The 15,938-nt window shown below is 48.4% G+C and carries 21 protein-coding genes; all 21 read left to right on the top strand.

Annotation, left to right across the window (positions count from 1 at the left end; translation table 11 throughout):
• The first annotated feature begins 1 nt into the window (after position 1).
• The 21 genes from rpoC (at position 2) to rplE (ending at position 15,923) form a co-directional block, all read left to right on the top strand.
• Positions 2-3,640, top strand: coding sequence for a DNA-directed RNA polymerase subunit beta' (gene rpoC / locus BM613_RS00485; RefSeq protein ID WP_109429203.1), 3,639 nt, complete (start codon positions 2-4; stop codon positions 3,638-3,640).
• A gap of 153 nt (positions 3,641-3,793) precedes the next feature.
• Complete coding sequence (locus BM613_RS00490) at positions 3,794-4,048, top strand: ribosomal L7Ae/L30e/S12e/Gadd45 family protein (protein ID WP_181362796.1); 255 nt, start codon at positions 3,794-3,796, stop codon at positions 4,046-4,048.
• Between the two features lie 165 nt (positions 4,049-4,213).
• Entirely contained in the window at positions 4,214-4,633 is a 420-nt protein-coding gene (rpsL, locus tag BM613_RS00495) for a 30S ribosomal protein S12 (protein WP_109429205.1), read from the top strand.
• A 66-nt stretch (positions 4,634-4,699) separates the two neighbouring features.
• Positions 4,700-5,170, top strand: coding sequence for a 30S ribosomal protein S7 (rpsG, locus tag BM613_RS00500; RefSeq protein ID WP_109429206.1), 471 nt, complete (start codon positions 4,700-4,702; stop codon positions 5,168-5,170).
• Positions 5,171-5,235: 65 nt separating this feature from the next.
• The gene (gene fusA, locus BM613_RS00505; RefSeq protein ID WP_109429207.1) at positions 5,236-7,311 is read left to right on the top strand and encodes an elongation factor G; all 2,076 of its coding nucleotides are present in this window, start codon (positions 5,236-5,238) and stop codon (positions 7,309-7,311) included.
• Between the two features lie 21 nt (positions 7,312-7,332).
• Positions 7,333-8,523 carry an elongation factor Tu gene (gene tuf, locus BM613_RS00510; RefSeq protein WP_109429208.1) on the top strand — a complete coding sequence of 397 codons (1,191 nt, stop codon included), beginning with the start codon at positions 7,333-7,335 and terminating at the stop codon, positions 8,521-8,523.
• Between the two features lie 197 nt (positions 8,524-8,720).
• Positions 8,721-9,326: a signal peptidase I gene (gene lepB, locus BM613_RS00515; protein ID WP_109429209.1), complete on the top strand. Its 606-nt coding sequence runs from the start codon at positions 8,721-8,723 to the stop codon at positions 9,324-9,326.
• Positions 9,327-9,532: 206 nt separating this feature from the next.
• Positions 9,533-9,841: a 30S ribosomal protein S10 gene (gene rpsJ, locus BM613_RS00520; RefSeq protein WP_146192738.1), complete on the top strand. Its 309-nt coding sequence runs from the start codon at positions 9,533-9,535 to the stop codon at positions 9,839-9,841.
• Positions 9,842-9,868: 27 nt separating this feature from the next.
• Positions 9,869-10,489, top strand: a complete 621-nt coding sequence (gene rplC, locus BM613_RS00525) for a 50S ribosomal protein L3 (protein ID WP_109429211.1) — start codon at positions 9,869-9,871, stop codon at positions 10,487-10,489.
• A gap of 25 nt (positions 10,490-10,514) precedes the next feature.
• The gene (gene rplD, locus BM613_RS00530; protein ID WP_109429212.1) at positions 10,515-11,141 is read left to right on the top strand and encodes a 50S ribosomal protein L4; all 627 of its coding nucleotides are present in this window, start codon (positions 10,515-10,517) and stop codon (positions 11,139-11,141) included.
• Positions 11,138-11,431, top strand: coding sequence for a 50S ribosomal protein L23 (gene rplW, locus BM613_RS00535; protein ID WP_109429213.1), 294 nt, complete (start codon positions 11,138-11,140; stop codon positions 11,429-11,431). The genes rplD and rplW overlap by 4 nt, the downstream gene beginning before the upstream one ends.
• 24 nt (positions 11,432-11,455) lie before the next feature.
• Positions 11,456-12,286: a 50S ribosomal protein L2 gene (rplB, locus tag BM613_RS00540; protein ID WP_109429214.1), complete on the top strand. Its 831-nt coding sequence runs from the start codon at positions 11,456-11,458 to the stop codon at positions 12,284-12,286.
• 34 nt (positions 12,287-12,320) lie between these two features.
• Positions 12,321-12,602 (top strand): 30S ribosomal protein S19, encoded by a 282-nt coding sequence (gene rpsS, locus BM613_RS00545; RefSeq protein ID WP_109429215.1) that lies wholly within the window; start codon positions 12,321-12,323, stop codon positions 12,600-12,602.
• A 42-nt stretch (positions 12,603-12,644) separates the two neighbouring features.
• Entirely contained in the window at positions 12,645-12,977 is a 333-nt protein-coding gene (gene rplV, locus BM613_RS00550) for a 50S ribosomal protein L22 (protein ID WP_109429216.1), read from the top strand.
• A 15-nt stretch (positions 12,978-12,992) separates the two neighbouring features.
• Positions 12,993-13,646 (top strand): 30S ribosomal protein S3, encoded by a 654-nt coding sequence (rpsC, locus tag BM613_RS00555; RefSeq protein ID WP_109429217.1) that lies wholly within the window; start codon positions 12,993-12,995, stop codon positions 13,644-13,646.
• A 14-nt stretch (positions 13,647-13,660) separates the two neighbouring features.
• On the top strand, positions 13,661-14,095 hold the full coding sequence (rplP, locus tag BM613_RS00560; RefSeq protein WP_109429218.1) for a 50S ribosomal protein L16: 435 nt from the start codon (positions 13,661-13,663) through the stop codon (positions 14,093-14,095).
• The gene (gene rpmC, locus BM613_RS00565; RefSeq protein ID WP_109429219.1) at positions 14,085-14,282 is read left to right on the top strand and encodes a 50S ribosomal protein L29; all 198 of its coding nucleotides are present in this window, start codon (positions 14,085-14,087) and stop codon (positions 14,280-14,282) included. Before rplP ends, rpmC begins: the two co-directional genes overlap by 11 nt.
• 27 nt (positions 14,283-14,309) lie before the next feature.
• On the top strand, positions 14,310-14,576 hold the full coding sequence (rpsQ, locus tag BM613_RS00570) for a 30S ribosomal protein S17 (protein WP_109429220.1): 267 nt from the start codon (positions 14,310-14,312) through the stop codon (positions 14,574-14,576).
• Between the two features lie 51 nt (positions 14,577-14,627).
• Positions 14,628-14,996: a 50S ribosomal protein L14 gene (gene rplN, locus BM613_RS00575; RefSeq protein WP_109429221.1), complete on the top strand. Its 369-nt coding sequence runs from the start codon at positions 14,628-14,630 to the stop codon at positions 14,994-14,996.
• Positions 14,997-15,025: 29 nt separating this feature from the next.
• Positions 15,026-15,355 (top strand): 50S ribosomal protein L24, encoded by a 330-nt coding sequence (gene rplX, locus BM613_RS00580; protein ID WP_109429222.1) that lies wholly within the window; start codon positions 15,026-15,028, stop codon positions 15,353-15,355.
• Between the two features lie 25 nt (positions 15,356-15,380).
• Positions 15,381-15,923 (top strand): 50S ribosomal protein L5, encoded by a 543-nt coding sequence (rplE, locus tag BM613_RS00585; RefSeq protein ID WP_109429223.1) that lies wholly within the window; start codon positions 15,381-15,383, stop codon positions 15,921-15,923.
• The last annotated feature ends 15 nt before the right edge of the window (positions 15,924-15,938 follow it).

Consider the following 15,938-nt stretch of genomic DNA (forward strand, 5'->3'; position numbering starts at 1 on the left):
TTTGCTAGATGTCAATAACTTCGAGTTTATGAAAATTGGTCTAGCCTCACCCGACAAGATTCGTTCATGGTCGCATGGGGAAGTCAAGAAGCCGGAAACAATTAACTATAGAACCTTGAAACCAGAAAAAGAAGGTCTGTTTTGCGAAAAGATCTTTGGACCGCAGCGTGACTGGGAGTGTCACTGTGGGAAGTACAAGCGCGTTCGGTACAAAGGAGTCGTCTGCGATCGCTGCGGCGTTGAAGTGACACGTGCGAAGGTGCGCCGAGAACGGATGGGTCATATTGAATTAGCAGCTCCGGTGTCGCACATCTGGTATTTCAAGGGAATTCCAAGCCGTATGGGGCTAGTGCTTGACATGTCGCCGCGCTCTCTTGAAGAAGTGATCTACTTTGCGTCCTATGTCGTGACAGATCCGGGCGATACGCCGCTTGAGAAAAAACAGTTGTTATCAGAAAAAGAGTACCGCAGTTATCGAGAAAAGTACGGGTATGCGTTTGAGGCAGGCATGGGAGCGGAATCGATTAAAAAACTGTTGCTAGAGATCGATCTTGATCGTGAGATTGACACGTTACGCGAAGAGTTGCGCACTGTTCAAGGTCAACGTCGCAACCGTGCAATTAAGCGTTTGGAAGTACTCGATGCCTTTAAACAGTCAAATAACGAACCGAGTTGGATGATTCTTGATGCCCTGCCGGTAATTCCGCCTGATCTGCGTCCAATGGTCCAACTTGATGGTGGGCGTTTTGCCACTTCAGACCTAAACGACTTGTATCGTCGTGTGATCAATCGCAATAATCGCCTTAAACGTCTGTTGGATCTTGGCGCACCGGATATTATTGTGCAGAATGAAAAGCGTATGCTTCAAGAAGCGGTTGACGCGCTAATTGATAATGGTCGTCGTGGGCGACCTGTGACGGGACCAGGAAATCGGCCGTTAAAATCTTTATCCCATATGTTAAAAGGTAAGCAAGGCCGCTTTAGACAAAACTTGCTAGGGAAGCGTGTTGACTACTCTGGCCGTTCAGTCATTGTTGTTGGACCTGAATTGAAAATGTATCAGTGTGGTCTACCTAAGGAGATGGCCCTTGAGCTCTTTAAACCTTTTGTAATGAAAGAACTCGTCGCGCAGGGTCTGGCCCATAATATAAAAAGTGCCAAGCGCAAAGTGGAACGTGTATCACCTGAAGTGTGGGATGTCTTAGAACAGGTGATTACAGAGCATCCGGTTTTGTTAAATCGCGCACCTACACTCCATCGCTTGGGCATTCAGGCATTTGAACCAATTCTTGTTGCTGGACGAGCGATTAAGTTGCATCCGCTTGTTTGTACAGCATATAATGCTGACTTTGATGGCGATCAAATGGCGGTTCACGTACCGCTATCTGCTGAAGCACAGGCTGAAGCTAGACTACTTATGCTAGCGGCTCACAACATCCTTAATCCTAAAGATGGAAAGCCTGTCGTAACACCGACGCAAGACATGGTTCTTGGTTCCTATTACTTGACAATTGAAAAGTCAGGTGAGCCTGGAGAAGGTCGGATTTTCAGTTCAAAAGAAGAAGTCTTACTTGCTTATCAATATGGTCAGATCTCTCTACACTCACGCATCGTGATTCCTGCGCGTGTTCTTGAAAAAACGTCATTTACTCCCGAGCAAGAAAAGGCGTTGTTGGTAACAACTTGTGGGAAGATTTTATTCAATGAAATTTTCCCGCCTGAATTCCCTTATATTAATGTGGCGGATCGCAAGAATCTGTTAGTTGGTACGCCTGATGAGTATTTTATTTTTGATAAGGGAGCCGATCTCACCGCATTTGTTTCAAAAGTTCCGGTAAAAGGAGCGGTCGTTAAATCCTTTCTGGGCGCAATTATTGGAGAGTGTTTTAGTCGTTATGGTACGACTCGCACTGCTGAAATTCTGGATCGTGTCAAGCGTCTCGGATTTTCCTATTCGACGAAAGCCGGGATTACGATTTCTGTGGCAGATATTTATGTGCCAAAGCAAAAAGAAGAGATTGTTGCGGAAGCTGAGAAAAAAGAAGATACAGTTGTCATGCAATTTAGGCGTGGGTTGATCACGGAAGAGGAACGGTACAATCGATTTATCAGTATCTGGAGTACAGCAAAAGACAATCTGACCAATACGCTCATGGATTCGTTGGATCGCTTTAATCCGATCTATATGATGGCGAACTCAGGTGCGCGCGGATCAGTTTCTCAGATTACCCAATTAGCCGGGATGCGCGGGTTGATGGCGAATCCTTCTGGTCGGATTATCGAGTTGCCAATCAAGTCGAATTTCCGGGAAGGTCTAAGCGTACTTGAGTATTTTATCTCGACGCACGGGGCTCGCAAAGGACTTGCAGACACTGCGTTGCGTACGGCAGACTCTGGTTATTTGACTCGTCGGTTGGTTGATGTTGCCCAGGATACCATTGTGCGTATTGAAGACTGTGGTACCGACCGGGGGCTTCCTGTTCAGCAAATCCGCGATGGCAAAGAAGTAATCGAAGATCTCTATGACCGCATTGTTGGTCGAATTGCGTTTGAAACGGTACGCCATCCGGAAACAGGGGAAGTGCTGGTTGCGCGCAATCAATTAATAGAAGAAAATATCGCGCGTGCAATTGTTAATGCAGGGATCACTGAAGTCACAATACGATCTGTGTTGACATGTCGGGCGCGTCATGGTGTATGCATCAAGTGTTATGGACGTAATCTTGCGACGGGTAAAATGGTTGAAATCGGAGAAGCGGTTGGGATTATCGCGGCTCAATCGATTGGCGAACCAGGTACACAGTTGACCATGCGGACATTCCATACAGGCGGGGTCGCTGGCGATGATATCACACAAGGTTTGCCACGGATTCAGGAGTTGTTTGAGGCGCGTAATCCGAAAGGGCAAGCCACGATTACTGAAATTGCTGGAACGATTACAGATATTCGTGAAGCGAAAGACAAACGTGAAATTGAGGTAACGGGTGAGGCTGAAACGAAGGTCTACGCAGTGCCGTTTGGATCACGCCTGCGCGTCAGTATCGGTCAAGAAGTGGATGCGGGGGACGAGTTAACAGAAGGTAGCGTAGATCCAAAGGAAATGCTGCGCGTAAAAGGTCTACGCGGGGTGCAAAATTATCTTTTGCGTGAAGTGCAACGGGTATATCGTCTGCAAGGTGTGGATATTGACGATAAGCACGTTGAGGTGATGGTGCGCCAGATGATGCGCAAAGTGCGCATTGTTGACAGCGGTTCAACAGATTTGCTGCCTGGCACTTATGTGGATCTATTTGTTTATGAAGATGCAAACCGCGTGGCCCTTTTAACTGGTGGAGAACCGGCGGTGGCACGAGCGGCACTGCTTGGAATTACAAAGGCTTCGCTTGAGACAGACTCCTTTTTGTCGGCGGCTTCTTTCCAAGAAACAACTCGTGTCTTAACAGAAGCGGCAATCAAAGGGAAAGTCGATCGATTGTTAGGCTTAAAAGAAAATGTGATTATCGGTAAATTAATACCAGCTGGTACTGGGATGTCGCGTTATCGCAGTATTGATATCGTGGATGCAAACGAAGTACAAGACGCAAATGCTGATGTAGAGGAGTCGAGCTTGGAAGTTGTAGCTGCAGATGTAACGGACTGAACAAGTCGCAAGTGTTACAAATGTTGGTCAGAAAGCGACTGCTGAGAATGGGCAGTCGCTTTCTGCTAAATTCTTCTTTGTCCTTGACAATTAACGTGCAGCGGTGCTAACATGTTCAAGTGTGCCTAGACAGGAGAAGTAGGTGGCGTGCCAGTGTATCAGCGAGTTCGTCAACAGCAGATGCGCGTGGTGGGATTATCCTCTACTTTGCGGGCTCTGCAAAAGGGGCATCTGATCGAAGTTTATCTCGCTAAAGACGCGGAACACCGAGTGTTACAGCCGCTGCAGAAGCAGTGTGAGGAAAGAGGCATATCGATCGTTTGGGTTGATTCGCAACTTGCCTTGGGTCGGGCCTGTGGACTGCGGATTGGCACTTCGGCGGTTGGAATTTTGCGAGAAGACATATAGGCGTTAGGCCGAACTTCGCGAACTTCTAGCGATGAGGGCTGCAAGACCACTTTTCTTTGCCCGTTAATGGCCCGCCAGGGTCAGTGGGCTTAAAAAGAAGGCGGACACGCCGAGTGGATTGATGGCGAATTGAAATGAAATTCGCTCCAAAAGGAGGTGTGCGACGTGCCGACGATTAACCAGCTCGTGCGCAAAGGACGGATGGTCGTAGAAGAAAAATCCGGAGCGCCGGCATTACAGAAGGGGTACAACAGCTTCCATAAGGAGCAGACAGACCTGCCTTCACCGCAAAAGCGCGGCGTATGTACGCGCGTGGGGACAATGACCCCGAAAAAACCAAACTCAGCATTGCGTAAATATGCTCGTGTACGCCTGACCAATGGGATTGAAGTAACAGCGTATATCCCCGGGATTGGACATAATTTGCAAGAACACTCTGTCGTCCTTGTTCGTGGCGGACGGGTGAAAGATTTGCCTGGTGTTCGCTATCACATTGTGCGTGGGGCGCTCGATACTGCGGGCGTAAAAGACCGTCAGCAAGCTCGTTCAAAATATGGCGCAAAACGTCCGAAGAAGAAAAAGTAATGCGGAGTGCGGGCTAGCCAGTGCGCTTTGTAATTTGATAAGGGTAGTGGAAAGGGGGATTTCTTCATGCCGAGGAAAGGGCCTGTGCCGCGTCGGGATGTAATGCCGGATCCGGTATACGGAAACAAGTCGGTCACGCGTTTGATCAACAAAGTCATGCTTGATGGTAAGCGTGGAATCGCGCAAAACATCGTGTATGGCGCGTTTGAAAAAGTGCGTGAACGCACTGGCAAAGATCCAATGGAAGTATTTGACGCAGCGATGAAAAATATTATGCCCGTCCTGGAAGTTAAAGCGCGACGTGTAGGTGGATCAAATTATCAAGTGCCAGTTGAAGTGCGTCCGGAGCGCCGCACAACACTTGGGATCCGCTGGTTAGTAACATATGCGCGTCAACGTCATGAAAAAGATATGGACGAGCGCTTGGCAAATGAAATTCTTGACGCTGCAAACAATGCAGGCGGTTCAGTGAAAAAACGTGAAGATACGCATCGTATGGCTGAGGCCAACAAAGCGTTTGCGCATTATCGCTGGTAGACCGCTGCGTGAGTTAGAAGCAGTTGCTAAGAATGAAAATGTACATGGAAGGGAGGAGGGAGTTCATGTCAAGACAATTCCCGCTAGAGAAAACGCGCAACATTGGAATTATGGCTCACATCGATGCGGGGAAAACGACAACGACTGAGCGTATTTTGTTTTACACAGGTCGTGTGCACAAAATAGGTGAAGTGCATGAAGGCGCAGCGACGATGGACTGGATGGTGCAGGAACAAGAACGCGGGATCACCATTACTTCGGCTGCGACAACGGCTCAATGGAAGGGCCACCGCATCAATATCATTGATACGCCAGGACACGTGGACTTTACGGTTGAAGTCGAGCGTTCTTTGCGCGTTCTTGATGGAGCGGTCGCGGTGTTTGACGCCAAAGGCGGTGTTGAGCCGCAATCTGAGACCGTCTGGAGACAAGCAGATAAGTATGGAGTTCCACGGATCGCATACGTAAACAAAATGGATATTATTGGTGCGGACTTCTATGCCTGTGTAGATCAGATCCGCAATCGCTTAAAATCAAATCCTGTGGCGATTCAACTCCCCATCGGGGCGGAAGATCACTTTACAGGTGTGATTGATCTTGTGGAGAATCGAGCGATTGTCTATACGGACGATCTCGGGACTACTTCAGAATCGCGCGAGATTCCGGAGGAATACAAGGAAAAAGCGGCTGAGTTTCGTGTGAAACTGCTTGAAGCTGTTGCTGAAGTTGATGAAGAACTGATGATGAAGTATCTTGATGGCGAAGAGTTGACGATCGAAGAGATTAAGCGTGGATTGCGCCAGGGAACAACATCATCCGTATTGGTACCGGTACTTTGCGGATCGTCCTATCGCAATAAAGGTGTTCAACCTATGCTTGATGCGGTCGTTGATTATCTTCCTTCGCCTCTAGATATCCCCCCCGTAAAAGGGACGGATGCAGAGGGTGAGCCTGCAGAGCGTTTAGCGGATGATCAGGAGCCCTTTTCTGCATTGGCTTTTAAGATCATGACAGATCCTTTTGTCGGGAAGTTAGCCTTCTTCCGCGTTTACTCAGGGACTCTTTCGTCAGGATCGTACGTGCTGAATTCAACAAAAGGAAAGCGCGAACGGATTGGTCGTATTCTACAGATGCATGCGAATCACCGCGAAGAAATTCCTGTTGTGTACTCCGGTGATATTGCAGCTGCAGTTGGTTTGAAAGATACGACTACGGGGGATACACTGTGTGACGAAAAAGCGGTGATCGTTCTCGAATCGATGGATTTCCCGGATCCGGTAATTTCGGTCGCAATTGAACCTAAAACAAAGGCAGACCAAGATAAGATGGGGATTGCCTTAAATAAGCTGGCTGAAGAGGATCCGACCTTTAAGACGCGGACAGATCAAGAAACCGGACAGACGATTATTTCAGGAATGGGTGAGTTGCATCTTGAGATTATCGTCGATCGGATGGTTCGCGAGTTTAAGGTTGAGGCGAATGTTGGGAAACCGCAAGTTGCCTATAAGGAAACCATACGAAACAAGGTCAAGGCAGAAGGAAAATTTGTGCGTCAGTCAGGTGGACGTGGTCAATATGGTCACGTTTGGGTGGAATTTGAGCCCCTCGAACGCGGAGCTGGCTATGTTTTTGAAAACAAGATTGTCGGCGGTGTCGTGCCGCGCGAATACATCCCGGCGGTGGACGCGGGGATTCAGGAAGCGATGCAAAATGGCGTGATTGCTGGGTATCCGATGATCGATGTAAAAGCTACGATTGTCGATGGCTCCTATCACGAAGTCGACTCTTCGGAAATGGCATTCCATATTGCTGGGTCTATGGCGTTGAAAAATGGCGCAAACAAAGCCGATCCAATTCTTCTTGAACCTATCATGAAAGTTGAAGTTGTTGTACCCGAAGAATACATGGGCGACATTATGGGTGATATTAACTCGCGCCGCGGTCGTATCGAAGGCATGGAGGCTCGTGCAGGTGCGCAAGTCATTCGTGGATTTGTGCCACTCGCTGAGATGTTCGGGTATGCAACAAGTCTTCGCTCTAGAACGCAAGGTCGAGGAACGTACACGATGGAGTTCTCCTCTTACGAGGAAGTTCCGCGTTCTGTAGCTGCCGAGATCATTGCAAAAAATAAAGGACAATAAGACGATAAGGAGTTGATTTCATTGGCAAAGGCAAAATTTGAACGCAATAAACCGCACGTAAATATCGGTACGATCGGTCACGTAGACCATGGGAAGACCACTTTGACGGCTGCGATCACTACGGTGCTTTCGCTGAACGGCCAAGCTCAAGCTATGGCATATGATGCAATTGATAAAGCGCCAGAAGAACGCGAGCGCGGAATCACGATCAATACAGCTCACGTGGAATATGAAACGGCAAATCGCCACTATGCACACGTGGACTGCCCAGGTCACGCAGACTATGTAAAAAACATGATCACCGGTGCGGCACAAATGGACGGAGCGATTCTTGTTGTATCAGCCTCTGATGGTCCTATGCCACAAACGCGGGAACATATTTTGCTCGCTCGCCAAGTAGGCGTTCCATACATTGTTGTGTTTATGAACAAGTGTGACATGGTAGATGACGAGGAATTGCTTGAACTCGTAGAAATGGAAATTCGCGATCTGTTAACAGAATATGAATTCCCTGGCGATGACACTCCGATTATCCGCGGTTCTGCGTTAAAAGCCTTAGAAGATCCAAAAGGTGAATGGGCTTCGAAGATCAACGAATTGATGGATGCTGTAGATAGCTTTATCCCGACGCCGGAGCGTGATACGGATAAACCATTCTTGATGCCAGTTGAAGACGTATTTACCATTACGGGTCGCGGAACCGTCGCAACGGGTCGCGTAGAACGCGGTCAACTTAAAGTTGGAGACGAAGTTGAAATCGTCGGATTGGCTGAAGAGCCGCGTAAAACCGTTGCTACAGGGATTGAAATGTTCCGTAAACTGCTTGACTTTGCTCAAGCTGGTGACAATATCGGCGCTTTATTACGTGGTGTCGATCGCAAAGATATTGAGCGTGGTCAAGTTATTTGTAAACCAGGTTCGATTAAACCGCACACAACTTTTGAAGCGCAAGTTTACGTTTTGAAAAAAGAAGAAGGTGGACGTCATACACCATTTTTTAATAACTACCGTCCCCAATTCTATTTTCGAACAACAGATGTGACTGGGATCATTACACTTCCTGAAGGTGTAGAAATGGTCATGCCTGGCGATAACGTGACACTTAAAGTGGAATTGATTTCGCCGATCGCAATTGAAGATGGAACGCGTTTTGCAATTCGCGAAGGTGGACGCACAGTGGGTGCAGGCGTCGTTGTTGGGATTACGAAATAACTTGAGAAAAAAAGAAGCTAGGCGCATTTTGCGTCTAGCTTCTTTTTGTGAAAGGCACTTGTGAGTTAGCCAATTTCTTGTGGGGAAAAGATGTACCATAGTAGGTGGTGTATTAGTAGTAGAGCATGTATAATTAAACCCGTATCTTTTAGACGGCAGATCGTTTGATGAACGCGTTTTAGTGAAGGAGGCACACGATGAGTGAACCGTCACGCGGCCGAAAAGATGGATTATCATCTGAAACCGCTGCGAACCAAAAATCTGGATGGAGTAATATCTGGGATTGGGTTAAAGCCATTCTAGTAGCAGTCGTGATTGCTTTTCTTATCCATCACTTCCTCTTCGCACAATTTCAAGTCGACGGCCTTTCAATGTATCCCACGCTGCGCAATAACGAACGATTGCTAGTCGATAAAATCCCCTATTATTTTGGCCCGCCAAAGCCAGGTGATATCATTGTGTTTAAGTCCCCGTTTGGCGAGGATTGGGTAAAACGTGTGATCGGCATACCTGGTGAGACCTTGCGCATTTACGATGGACAACTCTACATTGACGGGAAATTAATCAAAGAACCATTTATAAACGGTCCTATGAATCCATACAAGAATTTTGGTCCGGTTACAGTACCGCCGGGTCACTTGTTTGTCATGGGGGACAACCGAAATATTAGTGAAGATTCGCGTGTGATCGGGCCGATACCGATCTCTTCGGTGATTGGGCGTGTAGACTTCGTATTTTGGCCGCTTGATCATTTTAAATTTATTGGGCCAACGCAAGAACACTATCTACCACAATCACCGTAAGGAATGATCAGATCGGGCAAACAATGTTCTTCCTTGTATTTTGCGCGCATCTTTAGTATAATTTCATACTGTTGGTTTCTGACTGCGATGAGGCAAAAGGTTGCTCATGTACCTGAGCCATATAGGTACCAATGAGGAAATTTTTGCGGAGTATGTCCAGCCGGTCGATGAAACCGGAACAATTGGGCGATGAAGGAGGGAAATATGTGGCAAAGCAAAAGATTCGAATTCGACTCAAAGCGTACGATCATCGGCTACTGGATCAATCTGCCGAAAAAATCGTTGAGACTGCGAAACGATCAGGCGCTGGTGTCGCGGGACCGATTCCGCTGCCGACAGATAAATCTGTGATCACCATTCTGCGTTCTCCGCACAAGTATAAGGATTCACGCGAACAGTTTGAGATGAGAACACATAAGCGACTGATCGATATATTGAGTCCGACGCAACAGACTGTAGATGCGTTAATGCGCTTAGACTTACCGTCTGGTGTAGATATTGAGATTAAATTGTAATGTGTGCACGGCTAGGGAGGTGCGAAAGTGAAAGGGATTTTAGGACGCAAACTTGGCATGACGCAAGTGTTTCTGGAGGACGGAAACGTAGTTCCTGTAACGGTAATTGAAGCGGGTCCCTGTGTAGTGTTGCAGGTTAAGACGCCGCAAACAGACGGTTACAGCAGCGTTCAACTCGGTTTTGCCGACATGAAACGACCGAATAAGTCGTTGGCTGGTCATGCTGCAAAAGCCAATACAGTGGCCAAGCGCTACGTTCGTGAACTTCGCGGTCCGCTTGATCAAGCGTATGAAGTTGGGCAAGAGGTGTTTGCAGATACGTTTAGTGCGGGCGATATTGTCGATGTAATCGGCGTATCAAAAGGCAAAGGGACGGCTGGACCGATTAAACGGCACAATCAGTCTCGTGGTCCTATGGCGCACGGGTCCAAGTATCACCGTGGTGTAGGATCGTTAGGATCGATTAACCCGAATCGCGTCTTTAAAGGTCAAACAATGGCGGGGCGTATGGGACATGAGCGGGTTACTGTGCAGAATCTGCAAGTGGTGCGCGTGGATCGCGAACGCAATTTATTGTTGATCAAAGGTGCTGTACCAGGGCCGAAAAAAGGGTATGTAACCGTGCGCTCGGCAGTGAAACAGCGCTAATTAGCAAGAAAGGAGGTTGCAAGAAATGCCGAAAGTTCCTGTTTACAACATGAGTGGGGCTGCAGTGGGCGAAATCGAATTGTCCGATGCGGTGTGGAACGCGCCTGTTCATCAAGGTGCAATGTTTGATGTGGTTCAAAGTATACTCGCTTCTAGGCGGGCGGGGACGCACAAAGTGAAAGGTCGCTCGGAAGTGCGCGGCGGTGGTCGTAAACCTTGGAAACAAAAAGGAACGGGGCGTGCGCGTCAGGGTAGCATTCGTTCTCCGCAATGGGTTGGTGGTGGTACGGTGCATGGACCGACACCAAGGTCATACGCATATCAATTGCCCAAAAAAATTCGCCGTCTTGCCTTGCGTTCTGCATTGACGACAAAAGTGCAAGCGGGCACGATCATTGTTCTTGATGAACTGGCGATGCAAGAAGTGAAAACCAAGCGGATGCATGAAGCGCTAAAGGCGTTAGGTATAACAAGTAAGGCGCTGCTTGTCGATGCAACGAAGAGCGAAAATGTCTACTTGTCCGTTCGCAATATTCCGGGTACGTCTTATTGCGCCGCTGAAGGGCTCAATGTTTATGACGTGCTAGCGTACGACCGCCTCGTCATTACAAAGGCTGGCGTTGCGCGTGTCGAGGAGGTGTTCGCGAAGTGAAAAACGCTCACGATATCATCCGACGTCCGCTTGTCACTGAGAAATCAATGGGGTTAGCAGAACGCCAAGTATATACTTTTGAAGTTGCTGGCGATGCGAACAAAATTGAGATTGCAAAAGCTGTAGAAACAGTTTTTCCAGGAGTTAAAGTTGTGAAGGTGAACACGATGTGGGTGCCAGCAAAACGCAAGCGTTTTGGGCGTCATGTTGGCTATACGTCAAAGTGGAAAAAGGCAATGGTTACGTTAACAGAAGACTCGCAGCAACTTGATTTCTTCGGTCAAGCGTAGTTCTGAGTAAAGGAGGGATCCGCGTTGGCAATTAAAAAGTATAAACCGACTTCGCCAGGTCGTCGTTTTATGTCTGTGGCGGCATTTGATGAAATCACGACAGACACACCAGAAAAAACACTGCTGGAGGCACTTCCTAAGCGTGCTGGACGCAACCATCAAGGGAAAATTACCACGCGTCATCGCGGCGGCGGTCATAAGCGGCAGTATCGAATCATTGATTTTAAGCGCAATAAAGATGGCATACCCGGCCGTGTTGCCACGATTGAGTATGATCCGAACCGTTCTGCTCGGATTGCACTGATCCATTATGTGGACGGGGAAAAGCGGTATATACTTGCGCCTGTTGGACTAAAGGTGGGCGATACGATTCATTCTGGTCCGGATGCTGATATTAAGGTTGGAAATGCATTGCCGCTTTCTGCAATTCCGGTCGGTACAGTTGTGCACAACGTCGAGTTGAAGCCTGGCAAGGGCGGTCAAATGGCTCGCGCAGCGGGCGCAGAAGCTCAATTGCTCGCAAAAGAGGGCGATTATGCACAATTGCGCTTGGCTTCGGGTGAAGTTCGTATGGTGCGCATTGAATGCAGGGCGACGGTTGGACAAGTGGGGAACCTCGATCACGAGAATGTGAACTATGGAAAAGCGGGTCGCAAACGCTGGCTTGGCATTCGTCCAACAGTTCGCGGGGTCGTAATGAATCCAAACGATCACCCGCACGGTGGTGGTGAAGGGCGTGCTCCGATTGGGCGCAAGTCTCCGATGTCACCTTGGGGCAAACCAACGCTTGGGAAGAAGACTCGGAAAAAGAATCACAGAACGGATAAGTATATCGTGCGTCGCCGCAAAAAATAATGCAGCGTGATGTGCGAGAAGGGAGGACGTTATCGTGGGCCGTTCATTAAAAAAGGGGCCGTTTGCGGACGATCATTTGTTAAAGAAGGTTGATGCGCTCAATGCGGCAAATGAAAAACGCGTCATAAAGACATGGTCGCGCCGTTCGACGATTTTCCCGCAATTTGTGGGTCACACCATCGCAGTTCATGATGGTCGTAAGCATGTTCCGGTTTATATCTCAGAAGATATGGTTGGCCATAAACTCGGTGAGTTTGCGCCGACGCGTACCTTTAAAGGACATGCGGGCGATGAGAAGGCTTCGCGTTCGCGTTAAATTTGTTGTTTAACTGGAAATTGAAGTGAAGGGGGTACTGAGATGGAAGCCAAAGCTGTTGCGCGGCACATTCGGATCGCTCCGCGGAAGGTGCGCTTGGTTGTGGATTTGATCCGCGGCAAACGCGTTGGGGAAGCGATCTCCATTTTGCGCCACACCCCAAAGGCGGGTTCGCCTGTGGTGGAAAAGGTATTGCGATCGGCCATTGCAAATGCGGAGCATAATTACAACATGGATGTTGAGCAACTCGTTGTGAAAAAGATCTTTGTTGATCAAGGCACTACGCTCAAGAGATTCCATCCGCGAGCACAGGGACGGGCATTTAGCATTCTTAAACACACAAGTCACATTACGGTAGTTGTTGGCGAAAAGTAGGGAGGGATTGACTGCATGGGGCAAAAGGTGCACCCAATCGGAATGCGCATTGGCATTATTCGCGACTGGGATTCAAAGTGGTTTGCCAATAAGAAAGAGTACAGAGGGTTACTGCACGAGGATTTAAAAGTGCGTGAATTTGTGCTTAAGCGCTTAAAAGATTCGGCAGTTTCTCGCGTAGGAATTGAACGTTCAGCGAATCGTTTAAATGTGACCATCCATACCGCAAAGCCTGGTATGGTGATTGGTAAGGGCGGATCTGAGGTAGATACGCTGCGCAATCAGCTTTCAAGCTTGACAGGGAAGCGAGTTCACATCAGTATTAACGAGATTAAAGTGGCGGATCTTGATGCCAAGCTAGTTGCAGACAATATTGCACAGCAACTTGAGCGCCGTGTCGCATTTCGCCGCGCAATGAAACAAGCGATTCAACGCACTTTGCGCGCTGGGGCAAAGGGTGTCAAAGTGCAAATTTCAGGTCGCCTGGCAGGCGCTGATATTGCACGTACGGAGGGCTACTCAGAAGGGACAGTGCCGCTTCACACGCTGCGTGCAGACATCGATTATGCAATTAGCGAAGCGCACACAACGTATGGAAGAATCGGAGTCAAGGTGTGGATCTACCGCGGAGAAGTCTTGCCGACGCGCGGGAAGAAAACCGCCGAATAGGGAGGTAACAAACCATGTTGATGCCGAAACGCGTGTTGCACCGCAAGGAACATCGCGGGCGTATGAAAGGCATGAGCAAGGGTGGCAACGAGGTCACGTTTGGTGAATACGGCCTACAGGCGTTGGAACCGGCGTGGATTACCAATCGTCAGATCGAAGCTGCTCGTATTGCTATGACGCGTTACATTCGCCGTGGTGGTAAAGTGTGGATTAAAATCTTTCCGAGTAAACCTGTAACTGCAAAACCAGCCGAAACTCGGATGGGGAGCGGGAAAGGTTCTCCGGAAAAATGGGTTGCAGTAGTGAAGCCGGGGCGGATTTTATTTGAATTGGCAGGTGTGCCAGAAGAGGTAGCACGAGAAGCGCTGCGGTTAGCGTCGCACAAACTTCCGATTAAGACAAAGTTTGTTGCGCGTGCGGATATGGGAGGTGAACCAAATGAAGGCTAAAGATCTCCGTTTGAAGACGAATGGCGAACTAGTCGATGAAATTGGTTCTCTGAAAGAGGAATTGTTCAACTTGCGGTTCCAATTGGCAACTGGACAATGTGAAAATCCGATGCGTGTGCGCGAGGTGCGCAAAGCCATTGCGCGAGCAAAGACGATTCTTCGCGAACGCGAGCTTGGCATCGGTTGAGTTTAATGGAAAGGGGAATCGATCTGAATGGCTGAGACCCGGAACGAACGTAAAGTTAGGACTGGTACGGTCGTAAGTGATAAGATGCAAAAAACGATCGTAGTCGCAGTTGAGACGACGAAGCCGCATCCGCTCTATGGTAAACGCGTAAAGCATACCAATCGCTTCAAAGCGCATGATGAGCAAAATGAAGCGAAGATCGGCGATGTGGTAAAAATCATGGAAACGCGTCCGCTTAGTAAAGATAAGCGTTGGCGGTTAGTGGAAATTGTAAAGAAGGCTGAAATACTGTGAGGTTATTTTACAGCGAGGTAGTATAACGCTGTATGAAGGGAGGCAATTGCCGTGATTCAACCCCAAACACGACTTGCTGTGGCGGACAATTCCGGCGCTAAGGAAATTATGTGTTTCCGAGTGCTCGGTGGATCGAATCGTCGCACGGCAAATATCGGAGATATCATCGTTGCTTCTGTGAAAAGTGCAACACCAGGTGGCGTTGTCAAGAAAGGCGACGTTGTCAAGGCTGTTGTTGTAAGAACGCGACGCGGTGTGCGGCGGGCGGATGGTTCATATATTCGCTTTGACGAGAATGCTGCAGTGATTATTCGCGAAGATAAAAGTCCGCGTGGAACTCGGATTTTTGGACCAGTAGCCCGTGAACTGCGGGATCGCGATTTTATGAAAATCATTTCGTTGGCTCCCGAAGTTCTGTAGGGGCTGCTTTGGATCGAGGAGGTGTGATGATGACGCAACCGAAGCTAAAGATCAAAAAAGGCGATCAAGTCATTGTGACGACTGGAAAAGATCGCGATAAAAAAGGGAAAGTACTTGCAGTCTTTCCAAAGAAAAATCGCGTTTTAGTTGAAGGCGTGAACATGATTAAGCGCCATATGAAACCTAGTATGGACATGCCAGACGGTGGGATTGTGGAGCGCGAAGCGCCAATCCATGCGTCAAACGTAGCGATTGTAGATCCGAAGACGGGAGCTCCGACGCGCGTTGGCTACAAATTTTTGCAAGATGGCACGAAGGTCAGATACGCGAAAAAGTCTGGCGAAATCATCGATAAGTAGCCAGGTTGGAAAAGAGGTGTAGGGAATGGCGCGTTTGCGCGATCGGTATCAAAGTGAAGTGGTCTCGCAGTTAATGCAAAAATTTCAATATCGCAGTGTGATGCAAGTGCCGCGTTTGGAAAAAGTCGTGATCAACATGGGTGTTGGTGAAGCTGCGCAAAACGAAAAGGTCATGGATCATGCGGTTAATGATTTGACCTTGATTTCCGGACAAAAACCTGTTGTTACACGCGCGAAGAAGTCGATTGCTGGGTTTAAGTTGCGTGAAGGACAAAAAATTGGCGCGAAGGTTACTCTGCGTGGAGATCGTATGTATGAGTTTCTTGATAAACTCTTTAACATCGCATTGCCGCGTGTCCGCGACTTTCGTGGAGTTTCTCCAAAAGCGTTTGATGGACGCGGCAACTATACACTGGGATTGCGGGAACAATTGATTTTTCCGGAAATCGAATACGATCGAGTGGATAAAGTTCGTGGCATGGATGTCGTGATTGTGACCTCAGCCAAAACGGACGAAGAAGCGTTGGCCTTGCTCACAGAACTAGGAATGCCGTTTCGGAAATCTTAAAAGCGTTTAGGAGGT

This window comes from Sulfoacidibacillus thermotolerans (genome assembly GCF_003144315.1).
Taxonomy (GTDB): domain Bacteria; phylum Bacillota; class Bacilli; order Alicyclobacillales; family SLC66; genus Sulfoacidibacillus; species Sulfoacidibacillus thermotolerans.